Origin of the sequence: Cetobacterium sp. 2G large (assembly GCF_014250655.1) — a bacterium.
In the GTDB taxonomy this organism is placed as follows: Bacteria; Fusobacteriota; Fusobacteriia; order Fusobacteriales; family Fusobacteriaceae; genus Cetobacterium_A; species Cetobacterium_A somerae.
This window is the reverse complement of sequence record NZ_JACHTH010000005.1, coordinates 1,607,412-1,628,627: the sequence shown is the minus strand read 5'-3', so window position 1 is coordinate 1,628,627 and position 21,216 is coordinate 1,607,412. Positions and strand designations below refer to the sequence as shown.

The 21,216-nt window shown below is 28.9% G+C and carries 16 protein-coding genes and 1 pseudogene; 12 read left to right on the top strand and 5 right to left on the bottom strand.

Going from position 1 to position 21,216, the window contains the following annotated elements; all coding sequences use genetic code 11:
* The 4 genes and pseudogenes from H5J23_RS10500 to H5J23_RS10485 all read left to right on the top strand — a co-directional run.
* Nucleotides 1-1,015: pseudogene (locus H5J23_RS10500) on the top strand (sugar ABC transporter permease); the annotation flags it as partial.
* A gap of 18 nt (nucleotides 1,016-1,033) precedes the next feature.
* Complete coding sequence (locus H5J23_RS10495) at nucleotides 1,034-2,023, top strand: hypothetical protein (RefSeq protein WP_185890569.1); 990 nt, start codon at nucleotides 1,034-1,036, stop codon at nucleotides 2,021-2,023.
* A 12-nt stretch (nucleotides 2,024-2,035) separates the two neighbouring features.
* Nucleotides 2,036-2,800 carry a polysaccharide lyase gene (locus H5J23_RS10490; protein ID WP_221892774.1) on the top strand — a complete coding sequence of 255 codons (765 nt, stop codon included), beginning with the start codon at nucleotides 2,036-2,038 and terminating at the stop codon, nucleotides 2,798-2,800.
* Nucleotides 2,801-3,146: 346 nt separating this feature from the next.
* Nucleotides 3,147-4,100, top strand: coding sequence for a TDT family transporter (locus H5J23_RS10485; protein ID WP_185890567.1), 954 nt, complete (start codon nucleotides 3,147-3,149; stop codon nucleotides 4,098-4,100).
* 11 nt (nucleotides 4,101-4,111) lie between these two features.
* Here the strand turns inward: H5J23_RS10485 and H5J23_RS10480 are convergent, their stop codons facing one another.
* Both H5J23_RS10480 and H5J23_RS10475 read right to left on the bottom strand, forming a co-directional pair.
* Nucleotides 4,112-4,825 carry an HI0074 family nucleotidyltransferase substrate-binding subunit gene (locus H5J23_RS10480; protein WP_185890565.1) on the bottom strand — a complete coding sequence of 238 codons (714 nt, stop codon included), beginning with the start codon at nucleotides 4,823-4,825 and terminating at the stop codon, nucleotides 4,112-4,114.
* A gap of 87 nt (nucleotides 4,826-4,912) precedes the next feature.
* Nucleotides 4,913-5,464, bottom strand: coding sequence for a hypothetical protein (locus H5J23_RS10475; RefSeq protein WP_185890563.1), 552 nt, complete (start codon nucleotides 5,462-5,464; stop codon nucleotides 4,913-4,915).
* Between the two features lie 244 nt (nucleotides 5,465-5,708).
* Here H5J23_RS10475 and H5J23_RS14295 point away from each other — a divergent pair, with 244 nt between their 5' ends.
* The 3 genes from H5J23_RS14295 to H5J23_RS10460 all read left to right on the top strand — a co-directional run bounded on the left by H5J23_RS14295 (nucleotide 5,709) and on the right by H5J23_RS10460 (nucleotide 11,873).
* Nucleotides 5,709-8,510: an autotransporter domain-containing protein gene (locus tag H5J23_RS14295; protein WP_185892077.1), complete on the top strand. Its 2,802-nt coding sequence runs from the start codon at nucleotides 5,709-5,711 to the stop codon at nucleotides 8,508-8,510.
* Between the two features lie 81 nt (nucleotides 8,511-8,591).
* Nucleotides 8,592-9,683: a linear amide C-N hydrolase gene (locus tag H5J23_RS10465; protein ID WP_185892075.1), complete on the top strand. Its 1,092-nt coding sequence runs from the start codon at nucleotides 8,592-8,594 to the stop codon at nucleotides 9,681-9,683.
* A 75-nt stretch (nucleotides 9,684-9,758) separates the two neighbouring features.
* On the top strand, nucleotides 9,759-11,873 hold the full coding sequence (locus H5J23_RS10460) for a TonB-dependent receptor (RefSeq protein ID WP_185892073.1): 2,115 nt from the start codon (nucleotides 9,759-9,761) through the stop codon (nucleotides 11,871-11,873).
* A gap of 32 nt (nucleotides 11,874-11,905) precedes the next feature.
* Here H5J23_RS10460 and H5J23_RS10455 read toward each other — a convergent pair whose 3' ends face one another.
* Nucleotides 11,906-12,928 carry a DnaJ C-terminal domain-containing protein gene (locus tag H5J23_RS10455; RefSeq protein WP_023050444.1) on the bottom strand — a complete coding sequence of 341 codons (1,023 nt, stop codon included), beginning with the start codon at nucleotides 12,926-12,928 and terminating at the stop codon, nucleotides 11,906-11,908.
* Between the two features lie 205 nt (nucleotides 12,929-13,133).
* Between H5J23_RS10455 and H5J23_RS10450 the strand changes: the two genes are divergently transcribed.
* The 5 genes from H5J23_RS10450 (at nucleotide 13,134) to H5J23_RS10430 (ending at nucleotide 19,946) form a co-directional block, all read left to right on the top strand.
* The gene (locus tag H5J23_RS10450; RefSeq protein WP_023050443.1) at nucleotides 13,134-13,421 is read left to right on the top strand and encodes a hypothetical protein; all 288 of its coding nucleotides are present in this window, start codon (nucleotides 13,134-13,136) and stop codon (nucleotides 13,419-13,421) included.
* Between the two features lie 371 nt (nucleotides 13,422-13,792).
* Nucleotides 13,793-14,587 carry a helix-turn-helix transcriptional regulator gene (locus H5J23_RS10445; RefSeq protein WP_185892071.1) on the top strand — a complete coding sequence of 265 codons (795 nt, stop codon included), beginning with the start codon at nucleotides 13,793-13,795 and terminating at the stop codon, nucleotides 14,585-14,587.
* Between the two features lie 179 nt (nucleotides 14,588-14,766).
* On the top strand, nucleotides 14,767-16,587 hold the full coding sequence (locus H5J23_RS10440) for a polysaccharide lyase family 8 super-sandwich domain-containing protein (RefSeq protein WP_185892069.1): 1,821 nt from the start codon (nucleotides 14,767-14,769) through the stop codon (nucleotides 16,585-16,587).
* Nucleotides 16,588-16,617: 30 nt separating this feature from the next.
* Entirely contained in the window at nucleotides 16,618-18,615 is a 1,998-nt protein-coding gene (locus H5J23_RS10435) for an AraC family transcriptional regulator (RefSeq protein WP_023050440.1), read from the top strand.
* Nucleotides 18,616-18,755: 140 nt separating this feature from the next.
* A complete protein-coding gene (locus H5J23_RS10430) occupies nucleotides 18,756-19,946 on the top strand; it encodes a glycoside hydrolase family 88 protein (protein WP_023050439.1) in 1,191 nt (396 codons plus the stop codon).
* A gap of 58 nt (nucleotides 19,947-20,004) precedes the next feature.
* Here the strand turns inward: H5J23_RS10430 and H5J23_RS10425 are convergent, their stop codons facing one another.
* Nucleotides 20,005-20,550 carry an LUD domain-containing protein gene (locus tag H5J23_RS10425; RefSeq protein ID WP_023050438.1) on the bottom strand — a complete coding sequence of 182 codons (546 nt, stop codon included), beginning with the start codon at nucleotides 20,548-20,550 and terminating at the stop codon, nucleotides 20,005-20,007.
* Nucleotides 20,550-21,191, bottom strand: a complete 642-nt coding sequence (locus H5J23_RS10420) for a lactate utilization protein (protein WP_185892067.1) — start codon at nucleotides 21,189-21,191, stop codon at nucleotides 20,550-20,552. Before H5J23_RS10420 ends, H5J23_RS10425 begins: the two co-directional genes overlap by 1 nt.
* Nucleotides 21,192-21,216: the final 25 nt, after the last annotated feature.

The following is a 21,216-nucleotide window of genomic DNA, read 5'->3' as shown; positions in this document are numbered from 1 at the left end:
TAATATAGAGGAATTATATGAAGTTTTAAAAGCCTTTAGAGACAAAGATCCAAATGGCAATGGAGTTAAAGATGAGATACCAATGGTATTTAGAAATTGGCAAGAAATGGTAAGGTTAACAACACTTTGGGGAGCAAGAACTGCTGGAACAGATTCTTACTTAACATTTTATGAAAAGGATGGTAAGGTTAGGCATGGATGGACTGAACCAGAGTTTAGAGAAGGAATGAAAAATATAGCTAAGTGGTATCAAGAGAAACTTATTGATCCTGAAGTTTTCACGAGGGGTAATAAAACAAGAGAAATAATGTTTGGTAACAATACTGGAGGTATGACAAGAGATTGGTTTGCTAGTACAGCAACATTAAATAAAACATTAGCTAGTCAAAATCCAGGAATTAATCTTCAACCAATAGCTCCACCTACAGGAGTAACAGGAAAAAAAATAGAAGAAAACTCTAGAACACTTGTAAAACCAGATGGTTGGGCTATAACAGCAGCAAATAAAAATCCAGTTGAAACAATTAAATATTTTGATTTCTTTTTCGATGGTATAGGAAGAAATTTAGCTAATTTTGGAATAGAGGGTATTCATTATGAAATAGTCGATGGAAAACCTATTTTTAAAGAGGAGATACTAAAGGGAAGTAAAGCTGTAAATAGTCAGCTTTTTGAAGTAGGTGCTCAAGTTCCAATAGGATATCGTCAAAATTATGAATATGAAAAGCAATGGACAGATGAGTTAGCCATGAAGGGAGTAAATATGTATATTGAAAATGGATATATTATTCCTGAATATTTACCACCAGCCATGAATGAAGAAGAAAAAAAAGTTTACGATACATATTGGCCAACAATTTCTACTTACATAACAGAATCTGTTCAAAACTGGGTTTTAAAAGGTATGGATATTGATAAAGAGTGGGATGGATATACAAAAAATCTTGAAAAACTTGGATTGAATAAAGTGTTAGATGCTTTTCAATCAGCACATGATAGAGTTAATAAAAAATAAAAAAATGGGGGAAGTTAAATGTCAAAAAAAATCATTTTATTATTAGCAAGTATTTTATCTATAAGCACCTTTGCAGCTACAATTGAAATTGGTTTCGAAAATGAGCAATATGATGACAAGGGAACAAATAACTATAACAGAAGTGATGTATTTATGCCTTATGTTGGTGGAAGCTTTAATCCGATAGAAGGATCAAAATTAAAATTAGATTTTAAGTACATGTATCAAGATCAATATGGAAAAGAAAGAGCTGAAGGAACAAATGCAAGATTTAAAACTCAAAGAGATAGATTTGAGCTATTTGCCAGTGGATATAGTTATAAAAATGGAAATTTTTCTTTGAATCCTAAAGCTGGTTTTAGGTATGAGCAATGGGCTATAAATGACAATAGCACTAGTAATCAAACTAAGAGAAGTTTAGGTTTAAGATTTTATCCAGATATGACATATAAGTTAAGTGATACAACAAATTTATATTTAAGTGGATTCACAGGGCCACTATTTAATGAAACAAAGCAACAATCTAGAAAAGATTCAGGATATAATAGTAAAAATTTAGGAAGCAATAACTATTATGGCGACTGGTATCAAGAGATTCAGTTGCTGGGAATTAGACACACACTTCCTAATAAGGACATGCTATGGGCTTCAATTTATAATGAATACAAGTATCTAGAGCATACCTCAGAATATATACGTTGGCAAATGAGAATAGGATATAACTGGAAGACGACAGATAAATTGGCGATTAATCCATTTGTAAGACAAGACTTATACTATGAAGAAGAGGGAAAAGAGTCAAATTCAGTAAAAGGAAGCAATTATGGATTAAAAAGAGATAAAGATGAGACTAGAGTTGGAACAACTTTTAGTTATAAATTTGATCCAACTTTAACTTTAGTAGGGGAAGTTTATTGGCAATCTGCTAAAAATGTAGCTTATTCAGGAAAGAAATCAGATGATAAAGATAGAATGTTTTATAAACTTGGTTTAAGAAAATCATTCTAAGGGAGATTGGTTATGAAAAAAGTGATACTTTTAATGTATTTAGTTACATTTGGAAGTGTTTTTTCTAAAACTATTTGGGAGCCCCAAATAACAAAAGCTTGGAAAGAAACTTGGAAAGTAATGCCCGATAAAACTTTTGGGATCAAAGAAAACTTATCTATTGAAAATGAAAATGGCGAGTTATTTTTTAGAGTAAAATATCCAAAGGGTAGTGTGAGTTCAAATTATTCTAAAAAATTTGAAAAACCTCTAGGAGGAGCTCAATTTTATACGAATATGGGAATTGAAGGTAAAGATAAATTAGAACTAACTTATGATATAAGATTTTCTGATAATTTTGACTTTGTAAAAGGAGGAAAGCTTCCTGGATTATATGGTGGAGATAGAAATGCTAGTGGGAAAAGAATTCCAACTGAAGATAGTGGGTTTAGTACTAGATATATGTGGAGGCGAGAAGGAAAAGGAGTTATTTATGCTTACCTTCCAACAAGTGAAATGCATGGGACTGATTTAGGTAATTGGAAATTTGAGAAAGGGAAATGGCATAAATTGACTCAAATTATTAAATTAAATACTCCAGATAAAAATGATGGAATAATTGAAGTTTTTTTAGATAAAAGAAAAGTAGCTACCATTGAAAATCTAAGTTTCAGAGTGAGTGAAAAATTAAAGATAGAGGGGTTATTTTTCTCTACATTTTTCGGTGGTTCCGATGAGACGTGGGCTTCAACAGATGATGTATTTGTAGATTTTAAGAATTTTATAGTTTCAGAATAGAATGAGGCTGACTAATAAGGTCAGCTTCTTTTTTTTGAAAATATGTTAAGATATTATAAAAAATATTGATTAGGAGGTGTTCCAATGATAGAAAGCGGAGATTTAAAACCAGCAAATATGATTCCATCAGAGAATGAGCTTTCAAAAAAGTATAGATTTAAATTTATAGCAGAGGGAAATTAAAAGTAAAAATTAAAAGAAAGTGTAGCTAAAAGGGGTATAATAGTACAATATATGTATGTTTAACTTTTGTAAATTGTATATGTACAAAAAAAGTTGAATCACGATTCAAAAATGTGTTATAATATACGTATAAAAATATATATTAAAACCAGAGGCGAGAAAAATGAAGAATTTAAAAAATTATTTTAAGTATTTACCGGTGGCTCTTACAGGTTTAGCTCTAGGTGTTTCTGGAGTCAGCGGCGCAGTTGCAGTAGTACTTAATCCTAAAGCTTTATACATAGGGAACTTTATATCATTAATGTTACTTCTGCCTATAATTATAAAGAACATACTACATTTTGATGTATTTAAAGAGGAACTGAAGCACCCAACACTAGGAAGTTTTATACCTACCTTAGATATGGCTTTAATGAATTTCTCAGTTGTACTTTATGAGTTTTCACCATCTCTAGGAAAAGGGTTATGGCTGTTATGCATACTTTTACATCTAATATTTGGAGCATCATTTATATATCATAGATTTCGTTCTTGGAATATAGAGCATATGGTTCCAAGTTGGTTTGTACCACCAATTGGAATAGTTGTAGCATCAGTTGATTCAGCAGTTATGGGAATGCCACAGTTAGCACAAGCAATATTTTACATAGGTTTTGCTTTTTATGTAGTAATGCTTCCTATGATGTTATATAGAATTATATTTGTTGAAAAGATTGACGATGCAAGACTACCAACTTTTGCAATTATAGCGGCACCACCTAATCTTTGTTTAGCAGGATATTTAGTGGCTTTCAAAACTCCAAATCCAGCAGTAGTAGGATTTTTATTCCCATTAGGAATATTTATGACAGCACTACTTTATATATCAATGGTTAAAATTATAAGACTTAAATTTACACCAGTATATGCGTCATTTACATTCCCATTAGCAATAGGATCTACAGCAATTTTAAAGTATTCAAACTACATTAGAAGTATAGATGAAAGTAGAGGAATTTTCTGGTATAACTTTGGAGTAGCAGCAACAACATTAGCTGTATTCTTTATATCAATTATCTTTGTAAGAATAGTTAGAATAGTTATAAATCAAATAAAAGAGATAAGAGGGAGTTTATAAAACTTCCTCTTTTAATCTATTTTTTTTATCATTTCTTTTTCAAAATCTTTAAATAAATTTATATATTCATTTTTTATTTTATCATATATATCCCATGCTGTTTCTTCATTATAAGTATGAGAAGTTCTATTTCTATTTATCATGAGATTAATCCACTCTGTTGCATCATGTATTATTCCATCTTTAAATCCTTCTCTAAAAGTTTCTCTTGGACTTACAACTTCTATACCTTGATATTCCAAATAACTTTTCATAAGTTTCCAACTTAATTCGTATACAAATTCAAATCTTTGAATAGTTCCATCTAAATATAATTCATCTAAATGTGCATCTTTTTCTAAAGCAATTTCTAATTTTTTTAAAGCTTTTTGAAAATCTTCAAGTTTATATTTCAATTTATTTTCATTCATTAAAATCCCACCTTTCTCATTAGTTTTATATATTAAGATTCCATCAGTTTCTATATTTCTCTTTATATTTTCTCCAATATTCTTAGTATATTCAATTACATCTACAGTATATTTTAAATCTGATTCATAAAAATCATTTCGTATATCATCAATAATATTGTTTACTCTTAGGAATATAGCTAAGTCTATATCTGAGGTTTCTTTATAATCTCCTCTAGATCTAGAACCAAAAATTTTTACCCATTCTATTTTTTCTTTGTACTTTTTCAAAATATCAATAATTTTAAAAAAATCTGTTTCTGATAGACCGTACATTTTTTCCTCCTAAACTTTTTTATTTATTATAACATGTTGGATTAAACAATAAAAAGAGGAAGTTTATAAAACTTCCTCTTTTTGTTATTATATAGCTTTGTCTAAAGTTTCAATAATATTGATACTTCCTTCGATTAAATACTCAGTTGTAGGTAAAAAGTGTATATCTCTATCATGACACTTTGCCCATTTAATATCTCCAGTCCAATAATCATTTAATGTATTTGAGATAGATTTGAAATCAGAGTTTCTAATTTCAGAGATTATATCAGCATTATGCTTAGATAGAGTATAATCTTTGCTAGTATCAATAGATACCTTGTAAATAGTACCTTTCCACCCATACATCTTAGCTGCAGTTAAAAGGTCTGTTAACTTTTCAAAGGCGAACTGTGCTCCACATCTAGATGGTAGCTCAGGAAAGAATTTTAAACGATATTTTTCTAATTCCTGTTCAGCTTCAATGTTAACTAAATCTTCCCTTAAAAAAGTGGGAAATTTATTCAAATCAAAATTTAATATATAGTTAATTTTATCCTCTTTATTTAGAAGATTGTAGTGAAAGTCATCGATAAAGTTAATTAAATAAAGTTGATTACTTATAACCTCGCCAGTATTAGCAATAGTTACTAAAGACATAATTGTACCTCCGCTTGTTTCTTACAAAAAAAAGCTCTTGAATAAGAGCCTTTTCTTGATTTGATTTTTGGAAAATGTTTAAAAATTTCTTATACTTGAATTATAATTCAAATTTCCCAAAAAGTCAAAGCTTTTTTTGAATCGTTAGTCAAAAAAAGTTAAAAATAAAAAAATAATAAGAATAAAAGGGAGTTTTCTACTTATTTTGTATAAAGCATGTAAATTTGTAAGAGGAGTGATGAATATGAAAAAGTATAGATTTCTACTACTTCTTTTAGCTCTACATGGAACAAAAGTTTTTTCTCAAGATAAAGGGCTAATTTTTTGGTCAGACTTTATGTATTTTAAAAACCAAGAGGAAGACTATTATTTAAAAAATGGATCTTTATATTCGAGAAAAGAGATTGAATTACCACCACCAATAAGTCCCCCGATAGAGCCTCCAGTAGAACCCCCAGTAAAACCACCCATAGATCCACCTATAACACCCCCAGTGGAGCAACCAATAAAACCACCAATAGTAGTGCCTCCTATTGTAAAGCCAGTAGAACCCCCAGTGAAGCCTCCTACACCGATTCAACCAATACCAGATCCAATAGTACCAGACCCACCAAAACCAACAGTTGAGAAATATATTTTTTATAATAATGTGTTTTATGAGGGGACTGATTTAAAAACTGGAAGTTCACCATTAGGTGGTGATTTAACAGTAGATATGTCTAATAAAATAGGAATGGGTAGTATAAAAGAAGGATATGTAATAGAAAATGAGAATACAATCTCTCTTAATAAATTACCTGAAATTCAAACTTTAGTGGGAATGCAAGGTTCAAATGGAGGAACTATAATAAATCAAAATAGTGGAGTTATAAATATTGAATCTTATGGTGGAATAGGAATGAGTATATTAAATTCAGGATATGCAGAGAATAATGGAACAATAAATGCAATATTACCAATATCAAATAATACAGTAGCAATTCAACTTCGTAAAAATGGAAATGGTATAAATAATGGAACAATAAATCTGTATAATTCATATACAGTTGGAGCAACAGTTGAAAATGGAAGTTTTATAAATAAAGGTAATATTTTAGGAGCTGCAAGGTATGCTATGGCTACCCTAGGAAGTGGAAGTGTGGAAAATTCATCTACTGGAAATATATCTCTATTAGGAGTTTTTGCAGGAATTTATGTAAGTGGTGGAGGAAGTGGAGTAAATAATGGAGCAATAACAGTTTTAGATGGAAATTCGGCAATGATGACAACAAATGGAAGTATTATAAACAATGGAACAATAACAATGAATACTCCAAGTTATAACAATGGTAACAATACGATGGAAATACCTAGTGGTGCAATGTTTATAAATGGATTTGGAACAGCTATTAACTCGGAGTCAGGAGTTATAAATATAGGAACACCAACTAGTTTAATGAGGGCAACTAATGCAATGACAGGAGAGGGGGCTGTAGTTTTAGAAAATAGTGGAACAATAAATATGTATACTAATACTGTAACTCCTGGTTCAATATTAACGACAGATTTTGCTTATTTTTTAACTGAAGGAGCTATTGGTAAAAATATGCCAACTGGAGTTATAAATTTAGGTGAATATGGAATGGTTAATTATGGAGGAACTGTATATAACTGGGGAGTTATAAATAAAGAGGAGACTAATACTCAAAGCCTATCTTATAATGGAAAGTTGGTTATGGAAAGTGGTGGAAGTATAAATACTTCTAAATCTCAAATGTTAGAAACAATTGCAATAGGAAGAAGTTATGTGGGAAATCACTATGTAGATTCAGGAGTTTTAAATTTACACTCTTCAATTACAAGTAATTTTAAAGAGATAAAAAGTAATAGTAAACTATATGAAGTGATTGAAAATAATGGAGTTTATGAGTTTAAAAGAAATAGGTTTGAGATATTAACAGATGATGTTTTGGCAAAGTATTTAGAAGATATTTATTACGACTCGAATAACTCTACAAAAAATGAACTTTTTGATATACTTACATCTTCAGAAAGTGGATCACAATTTGAGTGGTATTTAGATGAAATCTTTGGTAGAGGTTATTTTCCATCTTTAATGTATCAAACAAATGATGCTATTGTATTTACAAATGAAACTATTTTAAATCAAATATCCGAAAAGACTCAAGCAACAAATAAAGAGAGCTATATTTTTGGTTACTCTTTTGAAAAAATGAAAAAAGATGTATACGAAAATATATTAGGATATACAGATGAGTTAAATAGTTTCTTTATAGGAAAAAACTATCCAATAAAAGAGAGCTTAAGCTCTGGATGGATTTTAAGTTATACTCGATTGGATTCTAAATTTAAAGATAATAAAGGAAAAAGAGAGGACAATATGTTCCAAGGAACAGGGTATTTAAACTACAATAAAGATACTGTAAATGCTTTTGGAAGCTTCTTTGCAGGATATTCTAAAGGAAACTTAGATAGAAATGTTCAATTAGGTTATTTAGATTATAACGAAGATTTCACAGATATAAGTTTTGAAAGTCTAAATGAAAGTTTAAGTTCAGATATTAAAAACTATTATGTAGGAGCTTTAGGAAAAATATCTAAAAAATATGATTTTAATTTCATATATTTAGAACCAGTTGCAAGAGTTGAAAGTATTGGAATATTCCAAAGAGATATAAGTGAAAGTGGAGGAACATATAGTTTAGAGTTAGATAATCTTAACGGAGTTTTAAGTAGTGGATACGTTGGAACAGGGATAGGAAAGGTATTTACTATTGGAAAAGGTGCTTTAAATATGGCTTTAAATTTAGGAGTTAAACAGGAACTTAATAGTTTAGATGATACAGTTAAATTTAAAGTAAATAGTTTAGGTAGTGAGAGTGGAGAGATAGATTTGAAAAATAAAAATAGATTTTCTAAAGAGGTTGGAGTGAGAACAGAGGTTGGAAATTTATGGGATGGACTATCTTTATATGGAGAGTATAAGTATATATTCTCAGAGGATAACTCTTGGAAAGTTTCAGGAGGAGTAAGAGTTAAATTTTAATAGATACTTAAGCTAGGTGTTAATTTACCTAGCTTTTTTATTGTGTTATAATATTTATAACAAAGTTTAGGAGGAAATGAAATGTTAAAAAAGATAGCGTTACTTTCATGTTTAATAGCTTTTAGTAAAATAGATATAGATGCTTGTACGGGAATTTCTCTAAAGACAGAAAATAATAATAATATACAGGCAAGAACAATAGAGTGGTCTAAGAATAAAATAAATAGTCAAATTATAATAGAGCCAAGAGGTAAAGAGTATCAGTCTCCAATGCCAAATAGAACATTAGGAAAAAAATGGAAGGGAAAGTATGGATTTGTAGGAGCATCTGTTGAGCATGAATCTTTAATAGGAGAGGGAGTTAATGAAAAAGGATTAAATGCAGGGGTATTTTTCTTTTTAAACTATGGAGAGCTAGCACCTTTTAATGAGAAAAAAGTAAAAAACTCATTAAATGATATGGATTTAGTAAAATGGATGTTAACGAGTTTTTCCACAGTTGAAGAAGTAAAGGAAGCTATTAAAAAGATAGATGTTGTACCAATAATAATAGAGAATGGACAACCATCACCAACAGGACACTGGAGAGTATCAGATGCTAAAGGTGGAAATATAGTTATAGAGATTATAAATGGTGGAGAGTTAAAAATATATGATAATAAGGTTGGAGTTTTAACAAACTCACCAGGATTTGATTGGCAACTTACAAACTTAAATAACTATGTAAATTTAAATTTAAATGGAAATAAACCAGAGATGTTAGGACAGCAAAAAATATTCCCAATGGGAGCTGGTTCAGGAATGTTAGGACTACCAGGAGATGTAACTCCACCATCAAGATTTGTAAGAGCAGCTTTTTATGCAAATAACACTCCAAAAATGGCAGGAAATGAGGAGGGAATAACTCAAGCGTTTCATATTTTAAATAACTTTGATATTCCAATTGGAATGACATATGCAGATAAAAATGAAATACCTAAAGAGATAACAAGTGCAACTCAATGGACAACAGCTATAAATTTAAATGAAAAGTTGTTTTACTATAAAACTATGTATAATCAAGATATAAGATTAATAGATTTAAAGAAGATAGATTTTGGAAAGGTTCAATCTCAAGTTCTTCCTATGGATAAGAGTACGATTCAACCAGTAGATGAGATTTTAATAAAATAGTAATAAAAAGTTACAAAGGAACATCTTTTAAATAGTAGTAAATATCTTTAGGGACTATAAAAAGGGGTTGGGAAAATGAAGATATTAAAGGTTATAACTTTATCTATTATTACTACTATTTGCACTTACTCTCAAGAAAAGGCAATAAAACTAGAAGATTCAGTAATTCTATCAACTAGTGGATTTGAAACACCTATTCTTTCAGAGAATAAAAATGTAACACTTTTATTTAAAGAGCAGATAGATAATGGGAATTATAAGAATGTAGAGGATGTTTTAAGAGGGGCACCAAATATAATTATTCAAAATACATATTTTGGACCGAAAGTTGATATTAGAGGTAATGGAGAGAAATCGATAGCTAAAGTTAAAATTTTACAAGATGGTATAGGTTTAAATCCCATAGATGACTCTATGGGAACTACTCCTATTAATACAATCTCTTTGAACTCTATTGAGAAGATAGAGATTGTTCCAGGAGGAGGAACTGTATTAAATGGCTCAGGAAGTTCTGGAGGAATTGTAAATATTATAACTAAATCCTCTTTAAGAAAGGATTTTTTGGTTTTAGAGAGTGGAGTGAAATCATATGATTTTAGAAATACGGGATTATCTATGGGACAAAATTTGACTGAGGATATATATGGAAATTTTAACTATAACTATTTAAAAGGTAATGGTTATAGAGATGGAGATTCTCAAGAAAGTAATAACTTTAGTGGAGGAATAGATTATCTAATTAATGAAAAAAATAGAGTAAAATTTCAAATGTCATATTTTGATGAAAATAGAGATTACTCTACACCAGTAGAAAAAAATATATTGGAAATAGATAGAAAAACCATGGGATTTCCAGTTATAAGCAGCTCTAAAAGAGAGGCTTACTCCTTAGATTATGAGTATAAATTTAGTGAGAAATTTACGATTTTAAATACTTTTTACTATCAAAATTATAAAAGAGATTTTATAGAGAACTCTCTTATGGATTATGAGCTTCCAAAACTTGGTCATATGCCATTTGATATTATAGGAGAAAATCTACCAGCATCAATGAATGGTAGATTTAAAGAGGATACTAAAGGGTTTAAAACAAGAGGGAAGTATGTGTATGAAAAGGGAGAACTTGTTCTAGGTTATGATTATAGCGATACAAAGCTTTTAAGAGATAGTAAAATTCGAGCTAATGGAGAGTTTTTTCCTAAAACTAGACCAACTTTAAAAATAAAAGGTGACGTCAGGGTAGATCTTAAAAATGATATTTTTAAGGAAACTAATGCTGTTTATGGATTTAATAGGTATAACTTAACAGAGAGATGGGAGTTTGTTTTAGGAGTTAGATATGAGCATTCAAGATATGGTGGAAAAAGAGATAGTGAAACAGAAGTAATCTCTATGAGTAAGATTCATCAATATAGAAGTTTTGATGATGAGGAACGAAGTGATAACTATGCTTTTGAAATAGGGACAAACTATAGATATAGTGAATCAGGAACTGTCTATACAAGGTATGAAAGAGGGTTTACATCACCACTTCCTGGGCAGATAACAGATAAAGTCAATATGACATATATTTCAAATGATTTAAAATCTGAAACTTCAGATAACTTTGAGGTAGGAGCAAGGGATTTTTTAGGAGACACTTTTATAAATATATCACTATTTTTAACATTTACTCATGATGAGATAATGTTGATACAAAAAAATTCGTATAATCCAGCGATAAAAGAGTGGCAATATAAGAATTTAAATGAAGTTAGAAAGTTCGGAGGCGAGTTATACTTAGAGCAATACTTTGAAAAACTAACAACATATCAGTCATTTTCTTATGTAAATACTGAGATAACCAAGGGATTATATAATGGAGAAGAGTTACCAATGGTACCAAAAGGAAAAGTTATTTTAGGAGCTGGATATGAAGTGACTGAGAGAATAAAATTTAATGCTAATTTTAATCTTGTTGGAAGTTATTTAGTTAAAGAGTATGGTAAAGAGAATAATACTATTGATACAAAGGTTGATAGCTATAACTATACAGATCTTATGATAACATATATGGCTACAGATATATTAAGTGTAAGTTTTGGAGTAAACAACATATTTAATCAAAAGTATAACTATGAAGAAACAAGTTTAATAGCAGTACCAGCCTCAGGAATAAACTATTTTCTTTCAGGGAAACTATATATGTAAGTAAAAAAGCTGAAGATGACCTTCAGCTTTTTTTATAGTTTAAAAAACTTTTTAACTTTTTCTATAAAGCTAGTTTTAATTTTTCTATTTTTATCTTTTAGTTTTTCATCAAACTCTTTAAGTAGATTTTTTTGTTCCTCATCTAAATCAACAGGAACTTCAATTGTTATCTCAGCGTAGTGAGTTCCTTTTTTCTTAGTTTTAGGATTAAAAATTCCATACTCTCTTAAAGCAAAACGTTTTCCACTTTGAGTTCCTGCAGGAATTTTAATTTTTTTATTTCCACTTAAAGTTGGAACTTCTACTTCTCCACCTAGAGCTGCAGCGTAGTAACTAACGGGAACTTTGCAGATAACATCATATCCATCTCTTATGAAAAGATCATCAGGTTTAATTTTTATGTGTATGTAAAGGTCACCATGTGGCCCTCCACTTGTACTAGCATTACCAAATTTAGCTAACTTTAACTTTTGTCCATCTGCTATACCAGCAGGAATTTTAAATTTTTTCTCCACCTCTTCAGGAGTTCCATTTTTTCCAGTACGAGCGTAACGAATAGTTTTTTCTCCACCTTTAGCTGATTCTTCTAAAGAGATTTCAATCTCCATAGAGAGATCACCTCCAGGTTGAGGTCCTCTTTTTCGAGCTCCTCTACCACCAAAGAAAGATCCAAAGATATCTCCTAAATCTTCGTCACCTCCACCGCCACCAAACTCGTTGAAGTTAAAGTTGAAATTACCAAAGTTAAAATCTTGATAGTTTTGTCCACCACCATATTGACCATAACCTTGAGAACTACTAGGTCCACCTTGTTCAAAAGCAGCGTGACCGAAGTTATCGTATTGAGTTCTTTTTTCTGGATCAGAAAGTATTTGATAAGCTTCATTAACCTCTTTAAACTTTTTTTCAGCAGTAGCTTTTTCAGCTTCAGTTGAAGAACTAAATTTGTCAGGGTGATATTTTCGAGCTTGTTTTCTATAAGCCTTTTTTATCTCAGCCTCACTGGCATTTTTATTAACTTCTAAAATCTTATAAAAATCCTCTTTTAGAGCCATTGTAGCCTCCTTCTATAGTTAAACTATAATTAAATTATTTATATGATTGTATGTTTTACTTTACTAACTTAAGAAAGAAATTCCTTTAGAATTATGAAATAAAAAAATATATAAAAAATAAAAGAAAAATCTATTTTTTGTAGAAGAAGAATTACAGAGAGTAAAAAATAAAACTAACATATATTTAAGGGAAAGGTGAATTACTATGTCTAAAAAAATAACAGTAGAAAAATTTGAAGCATTTATTTTAGAGTGTGTAAACGAAATGAAAACTGGAGAGAAAGTAATATTTACTAAAAAAGAGATGCCTTTAGCTAAGGATCATACAATAACTTTAACAAAAGTAGATGATGATAGATATACAGTTATAGAAAGAGGTATTGAAGATTTAGAGTTCTCAAATATTGATTTTAATGAAGTTATTAAAGAGTTAATGAAATTAAAAGAAAAAGAGTTTGGAGATTGTGAACACTTCTATGCTCATAAAGCATAATGGAAAATAGGGCTAGATAAATTGTTTATCTAGTCTTTTTTTTTACAAAAATATTTTTAAAAAAGTGTTAAAATATTTTTTAAAATGACATTTTTTTTCATTAAAATAGAGTACTATAAGAGCAAGACTATTTTACTAAAATCAAAAAATTCAGAAAGTCTATATCCTCTCGCATTTACTTTAAACATATTTATTTAAGACTTAAGTTAAACAACATTACAAAAATTTTTCGAATATAAAGATGTCCCCCGATGTCCTTTATTAAAGAAAAGTATGATTTGATAATCAGTAAAATTAGAGATTTTTAATAAAAAAGTAGGTAGCGAGAGGATATCCCATTTATTGACTTTAAATAGGAGGATAGAAAATTAATGTCTAGCGAGATAGAGGTTATAAAGAATAGTTTTTATGAACTGTTTAGAGTTAATTATAAGGATGTTAAAGGAAAAAAAAGATATTTTAAAGATTTAGAAAATTTAAGTGGTACAGTTATTAGAATTTGTACAAAAGGGAAAGGTTTATATTACTATAACTCAGAGGAGTATGTATTTTTTGAAGAGGGAGATTTGATAATTTGCAATGAATTTTACTTTAATAGTATCTTAGTTTTAACAAGAGAGTGTAAATTAGATGTTTTTAGAATAAAGGATTGTTCTTTATTAGAAACATTAAATAATAAGATAAAAAAGAAAGAGTATCGAAGAATAAAGATTTATAATCTAAAAAAAGTGCTGTTTGAAATAGAAAAAGCTTTAAAAATAGAGGATAAAGAACTTACTTTTTTTAAGTTATTATTAGATGTGATTTTTTACCTAGGAGAAAGAAAAAATAATATTGGATTTAATTATTTAAACGATAAAAATTTTATGGATATACTTATATATATAGATTCTAATATTGACAGAAGGATAACTGTTAGTGATGTAGAGAAGGAGTTTAAAACATATAATAAAGTATTGAAAGAGCAATTTAAAAAGTACTTAGGTATTTTTCCATCAGAATATATACTAAACCAAAAGTTGACTAAAGCAGCAATATTATTAAAAACTACAGATTATAAAATTAGCTATATATCTGATATTTTATCTTTTTCATCGCCAAGTGCATTTACTCTAATTTTTAAAAGAAAATTTAAAGAGTCTCCATCAAATTATAGAAGAAAATAAAGTGTATGTCTTGAAATTATAAGGCATACACTTTTTATTTTGTATAAGATATATTTCTTATGGAAAAAAGATGATGTTTAAAGAAAATGGTATATTTACTAAAAATATCATAGCAAGTATATTAAAGACAAAAGAGTTTAAGAGATATAGAAAAAAGATTATAAGAGGGAGAAGAAAAAATGGGGGATATATTAAAAAAACGTATAGAATATTTAACAGGGAAAATTGCACCAGAGGATACTTTAAAAAAATTGGAGCAAGAGTGTGAAGGTATTTTAAAACAATATAAATGTAATAAAACTTTAATTGAAGAGAACGAAAAAAGAGTTTTAGTAGAAAGAGTTAGAGATAGTTATAAAAAAATATTAACTTTAGGGGTAGCTTATAATACAGAGAATTCAGTTTATTATAAAGATGAACTACTATTTGTAATAGCTCATGAAGTATTAGAAAATAATTATGAAAATTACTATAATTTAGAGTCTGTAGAGCATACAAACTGGTGGCAATGGGAGATTGGATATCCTTTACTATTAAATGATATATTGATTCTTTTTTATGAGAAGTTAGAAAAAGATTTAATAGATAAGATAATAGATGTAACAAAATATTTTTTACCAGATGAGAGATATTTAGGAAATAATCCAGTGGCAATGCATCCAAGTGGATCTCCTTTAAGATCAGCAACTGGAGGAAATTTAATTGATACTTGCAAAATTATGTTTTTAAGAGGTGCTCTTTTAAATAGTTTAGAGATATGTCAAAAAGCAGTAGAATCTATATCTGAAACTTTAGAGATAATATCTGAAAAAAATGTAGAAACATTAAGTAATAGAGACGGGTTTTATGCAGATGGATCTTTCATACAGCACGGGTTTATACCATATGCAGGAACTTATGGAAATGTTTTACTATCAGGAATTGCTGAAATAATATATTTAGTGGATGAAAAACTTAGAAAAAAAATAGATACTAAAAAAATATGTGAAAGAGTTTACAACTCTTTTGAACCTCTATTTTTTAAAGGAGCTATGACAGATATAGTTAATGGTAGAGCTATAACAAGGGATGGAAATGATCATCAAATAGGACATGAGGTTATAAACTCTTTACTTTTATTGGCTCATGGAGTGGATGAAGAAAATAGAGTAAAACTTTTAGAAATAGCAAAAAGAGAGCTGTCTTTAGATAAATGTTATCTATATACAGAAAAAGAGAAAAGAGCTATATTTTATAACTTATCAAAAGATGTATTAAAAAATTCAAAGATTAAAGTTAAAAGTTACTCTAGTGAGGTAAAGTGTTTTAATGAGATGGATAGAGTTTTCTATAGAAATAGAGAGTTTGCCATAGGACTTGCTATGCATTCAAAAAAAATTGGTAACTTTGAAACATTTAATGGAGAGAATACAAAAGGGTGGTTTACAGGGGATGGAGCAGTATATATATACTCAAAAGGAGATGAGTATATAGACTATTGGAAAGGTGTAGATTTTTATTATATTCCAGGGACAACAGAGATAAAGATGGAAATGGAAAATATAAAAGGTGTAGAAAGTTCTGTGGAAAATATGCCTAAAAATAGTGTAGCTGAAGGATATGGAGATAAAGATTCAGGAGTTGCCTATATGGATTTTATCAACTGGAATGGTAAGTTAAGTAGTAAGAAAAACTATATTTTTAAAAAGACAGGTATGGTTTATTTAGAGAATTATATAACAGGAGAGGGAGAGGTTTACTCAACTGTAGCTAATATGAGAATCTCTAATTTGAAAAATAAAACTATAAGTATTGATGGAAAGCCAATGAAGGATACTTTTGTAACTGGGGAGTTTAAAGAGATATCTTTAGGTAATCTAATATATAAATTTTATAAAAGTGAAAAAATAAATTTGGAAATATATGGTGAAGAGGAAAATAGGTTTATAAAAATTTGGATAGATTTAGGAGTGAATCCAATTAATTATACTATTGCATGGGAAGTTATAATTGTAGTATAATAAATAAAAAGGTTTTGTAAAAGGGGCAATATGTTAAAAAAAGAACGTGAAAATATTTTTTTGGACAAAAAAGTTTGGGGATTTTTATTTTTTGCTTCAATATTTATATTTTTATTTGGAGTAAAGGAATATAGTGAGTATAAAAAAGATGAGGAATTAAGAGTTGAAAGGCTTTTAAATAAAATAAATTTAAAAATAGAATTATTTATGTCCTCTATTGGTGATTTGGAAAATAGTGAACCTATAAAGGAGTATTATAACTCAAAGGAGATATCATACTATAATTTAATAAAAGTTTTACAAGAAATCCAAAAGAAGAATAATATTTATGGAAAAAGTGGATATACTTTAAGTTTAGGAAAAGATAACTCTGATATTATTGTTACAGGAGATGGAACTAAAAATAAAGATAACTATTTAAAAACTCTTGGAGTAGAAAAGAAAAAACAAGAGGAATTAAATTCAAACTTAATTTTAATTCCTCAAGAAAAAGAGATTGTTTTTATTTTAAAAAATAAAATTTTTAATTTAGAAGAGGGAATTTTCTGGATTGTAAATTTAGATAGAGATCTTTTTTTCTCAAGTCTTTTTGATGATGAAGTAGGAAAGTGGGAAATTTTAAAAGATAATAAAGTCTATCAGCTAGAGAGAAATATTGTAACCAAAAGAAAAGGTGATGGGGGTTACGTTTTAAGAAGCAGTGGATTAAATTTTAAGTTTTTATATACACCAAACTATTCTCATTTTTATCAAATGCTATTTTTAATGTCGATAGTTATATTTTTAGCTTTAGGGCTTTTAGCTATGTTAATAGATTATTCTATTAAACTGTATAAAGAAAGAAAAGAATTAATAGGAGAGATAAATACATTAGCAGTTGTAGATAGAAGAAAGAATTTAAGAGATTTTGTTTTAGGAATAAGAAAAATACATGAAGTTGGAGAGTTAACTAGAAAAGTAAAATCTCTTCAAGGAAGAAAATTAAAGATTGTTTTAGTTGAGATATTTGATAGTGATGATGAAGGGTTAGATTTTAAAAACTTTACCTTAGCTAGAGAGTATTTAAAAGAAAGTTTATCTTCAAATGGAGTCTATGAACATATAGATATAGACTACAAAAGTATAGCTTTTATAATACCTGAGGAAAGTGACTCTGTTATTGAGGATGCTTTTCACTTTATGTTGGAAAATATAGGACAAAAATATAGTGTAGAGTTAATAGCAGCAGTATCAAAAGAGTTTGTATCTGTAGAGAGTTTCCCCCAACAGTATATAACTTGTAAAAAGATTTTAGATGCAAAGTTTATGGCTAAAGGAAGAAAAGTTCTATTTTCTGAAAATATAAAAAGTGGAAAACTAATACTTACATATCCTATTGAAACAGAAGCGAAATTAGTTTCAAAGCTACTAAATGGAAACTTACAGGGTGCTAAAAAAATAGTAGATGAAATATTCATAGATAGAATAAATCCAGAAGCAATGGATAAAAAGGATATCAAAGAGTTTACAGGACTACTTTATAACACTTTAAATAGAGTTGTCGTTCAGTTAAAAGAGTTTGAAAGTTCATTGCGTTGTGAGAAATTAGATATTGAAAGTATTACAAAAACAGGAAATTTAGAGAAAATTAGAAGTATTTTTAATGAACTTATAACTGAAATATGTAAACAAAAAAAGACTAGTGAACAGGATGAAAATGAAGCCATAAGAGAGAAAATAAAAAATTATATAGATAAAAACTATCAAATAGATTTCTCTTTAGATAATTTGGCAGATTATTTAGGATTATCATTTAAATATACCAGTATATTATTTAAAAAAGTTATGGGAGATAACTTTAAAAATTATATAAATCTTTATAGAATAGAGAAAGCAAAAGAGATATTAAAAGAGAAAAAAGATATAAAGATAAAAGATTTAGCAGAAGAGTTAGGTTATAATAGTTCTAATACATTTATAAGAATATTCAAGAAATATGAGGGGATATCTCCAACACAATTTAATCCAGAAGAGATCTTAGAAAAATAAAGCTAAAACGGAATATAAAAAAGAGATAGAAAAAGGAAGATGCAAAAAAGAAGATTTACAACCAAAAAAAATACTCGTATAATCCATTTAAATTATAACTGAAAGTTTAAATTTTAAACTTGATAAGAGGGGAGATAAAAATGGAGATATTAAAAAAGACGAGAGAGAAATATTCAAAAGAGTTTAGGCTGTCAAAAGAGGATCTATTTTTTGCAATGCACGAAGCTATGAAGAAAGTAGATGAAAATTCAAAGGTATTTATAGATACATACCCAAGAGCAGCTAGTGTAAATAATATATATCCTGGAACAAAAAATGCAGAGGATTTTGATGATTGGACAGTAGGATTTTGGACAGGGATGTTATGGTTATCTTATGAGATGACTGAAAATGAAAAATATAGAAAAATAGCTGAGTACCAATTAAAAGGTTATAAAACAAGAATAGAGAATAAGGTACACGTTAATCACCATGATATTGGATTTTTATACTCTCTTTCAGCAGTTGCTCAAGAGAGAGTTACAGGAAGTGAATTAGCTAAAGAGGTAGGAATAAAAGCTGCTGAACACTTAATAACAAGATTTCAAGAGAAAGGGCAGTTTATTCAGGCTTGGGGAGATCTAGGAAAACCAGAGGATTATAGACTTATTATAGATTGTAATATGAATGTGCCATTATTATTTTGGGCAACAGAGATGACTGGGGATAAAAAATTTGCTGAGATTGGAGCGAAACATTTAGCTACAGCTTCAAGTGTTGTTGTTAGAGAGGATTCATCAACTCATCACACATATTATTTTGATCATGAGACAGGAGAACCTACAAGAGGAGTTACTGCACAAGGTTATTCAGATACTTCAGCTTGGGCAAGAGGACAAGCTTGGGGAGTTTATGGATTCCCATTAGCTTATGGTTATACAAAAGATAAAAGATATATGGACCTTTATAAAAGAGTTACAAATTACTTTATAAATAATCTACCAGAAGATGACGTATGTTACTGGGATTTAGTGTTTACAGATGGCTCTGGACAACCAAGAGATACATCAGCTGCAGCTATAGCAGTATGTGGAATTTTAGAGATGGATCAATATTTAGATGCAAATGATCCAGATAGAGAGATCTATTTAAATGCAGCTCATAAAATGATGAAATCACTTATGAAAAACTATAGTACAAAAGATTTAGATTATTCTAATGGACTTTTAACAGATGCAGTTTACTCAATTCCTCACGGTTCAGGAGTTAAAGAGTGTAACATCTGGGGAGATTACTATTATTTAGAGGCTTTAACAAGATTATTTAAACCAGAGTGGAAAAAATATTGGTAGAATGAAAAAAGCAGAGCTAAAACTCTGCTTTTTTATATGCATTTAATATTTAAAAATATTAAAAACCGATATTTTCTGGAACTACAAGAACAGTATATTTATTTGGAAATTTTCTCCCATGATGAATAATCCCAAAACTATCATTTGTATCGTTAAAATGATTTCTAATTTCTAAAATTTCAGGCATTTTTTTTTCAGCTTCAATTAAATTTTTTACAAATTTATTAATTCCAACAATAGCAAAAATTTTGTTGGGTCCAAAGATTGATGCAGAACTAGCAAAGTTATCTAGAAATATAAGCTCTCCATTTTCAGTGATAAAATCACATTCAGCAATAAAGTTATCAGCTAGAATAGCCTGTTGTTCCTTTTTATAATCATATATTCGACATCCTTTTTTACTTAATGGAAAAAGGAGTTCTAAGGAGTTTAGAAAAGGTGTTTGATCAAGAACTAAAGATTCAGAAGATGGAATTTTAGAGATTAAAATATTTTTTAATTCATTTAAATCTTTAACTAATATTGCATCATACTCTTTATGGAGAAGTAACTTAGTAATCTCTTTTGCTTTTAGGTCATAAAACCATTTTAAATTTTGATCCATTAATATCCAACCTCCTCATTGATAATTACAATAAAAGTTTTACCATTAACTCTTTCTCCAGATTTTACAATAGTAGTAAAATTACAGATTCTTTGTTTTGTATTGCAGCTTTCACATTTTCCAGAGATGTTACAAGGAGTTTTATGGTTAATTCTTTTTGAATTTAATGGTCCAACAAACTCTTGAATTCTATTTAATCCATCTTGGCATGTATCAACAAGTTTGTTGATTCCACAAATAACAATGGCATTTTTAGGTCCGTAAAGTAAGCTAGCAACTCGATTTCCTCCAGAATCCATTTGAATAAGTTCTCCATTTTTAGTAATAGCGTTAGTACTTGTAACAAAATAATCTGCAAGTAATCCTTGTCGCATACATTCAACAGTGGAAGGCCAATCAGGTTGGTTATATCTGTCGAATAATTTATAATTGTTGCTTTTAAAAGGTTCAATTAAATTTAATTCGTTGATAGTAACAGAGCCACCTAATGCAATAGATGATCCGTGTGGTATTAAGTTTAGAACAATATCACGAGCTTCAACTATGTTATCTGCATAGATTGGAGTGTAATTTTTTTTAGAAAGAGTATCAATTAATTCTAAAATTTGACTCTTTCGAATATTTTTTTTAATTTCTTTCATGTGTCCTCCTTAGGAATTGAAAAGA

Excerpts from the sequence above, each read along its gene's own strand:
- H5J23_RS10495 (WP_185890569.1), top strand. The coding sequence starts at position 1,034 with ATGTCAAAAAAAATCATTTTATTATTAGCAAGTATTTTATCTATAAGC.
- H5J23_RS10490 (WP_221892774.1), top strand. The coding sequence starts at position 2,036 with ATGAAAAAAGTGATACTTTTAATGTATTTAGTTACATTTGGAAGTGTT.
- H5J23_RS10485 (WP_185890567.1), top strand. The coding sequence starts at position 3,147 with ATGAAGAATTTAAAAAATTATTTTAAGTATTTACCGGTGGCTCTTACA.
- H5J23_RS10480 (WP_185890565.1), bottom strand. The coding sequence starts at position 4,825 with ATGTACGGTCTATCAGAAACAGATTTTTTTAAAATTATTGATATTTTG.
- H5J23_RS10475 (WP_185890563.1), bottom strand. The coding sequence starts at position 5,464 with ATGTCTTTAGTAACTATTGCTAATACTGGCGAGGTTATAAGTAATCAA.
- H5J23_RS14295 (WP_185892077.1), top strand. The coding sequence starts at position 5,709 with ATGAAAAAGTATAGATTTCTACTACTTCTTTTAGCTCTACATGGAACA.
- H5J23_RS10465 (WP_185892075.1), top strand. The coding sequence starts at position 8,592 with ATGTTAAAAAAGATAGCGTTACTTTCATGTTTAATAGCTTTTAGTAAA.
- H5J23_RS10460 (WP_185892073.1), top strand. The coding sequence starts at position 9,759 with ATGAAGATATTAAAGGTTATAACTTTATCTATTATTACTACTATTTGC.
- H5J23_RS10455 (WP_023050444.1), bottom strand. The coding sequence starts at position 12,928 with ATGGCTCTAAAAGAGGATTTTTATAAGATTTTAGAAGTTAATAAAAAT.
- H5J23_RS10450 (WP_023050443.1), top strand. The coding sequence starts at position 13,134 with ATGTCTAAAAAAATAACAGTAGAAAAATTTGAAGCATTTATTTTAGAG.
- H5J23_RS10445 (WP_185892071.1), top strand. The coding sequence starts at position 13,793 with ATGTCTAGCGAGATAGAGGTTATAAAGAATAGTTTTTATGAACTGTTT.
- H5J23_RS10440 (WP_185892069.1), top strand. The coding sequence starts at position 14,767 with ATGGGGGATATATTAAAAAAACGTATAGAATATTTAACAGGGAAAATT.
- H5J23_RS10435 (WP_023050440.1), top strand. The coding sequence starts at position 16,618 with ATGTTAAAAAAAGAACGTGAAAATATTTTTTTGGACAAAAAAGTTTGG.
- H5J23_RS10430 (WP_023050439.1), top strand. The coding sequence starts at position 18,756 with ATGGAGATATTAAAAAAGACGAGAGAGAAATATTCAAAAGAGTTTAGG.
- H5J23_RS10425 (WP_023050438.1), bottom strand. The coding sequence starts at position 20,550 with ATGGATCAAAATTTAAAATGGTTTTATGACCTAAAAGCAAAAGAGATT.
- H5J23_RS10420 (WP_185892067.1), bottom strand. The coding sequence starts at position 21,191 with ATGAAAGAAATTAAAAAAAATATTCGAAAGAGTCAAATTTTAGAATTA.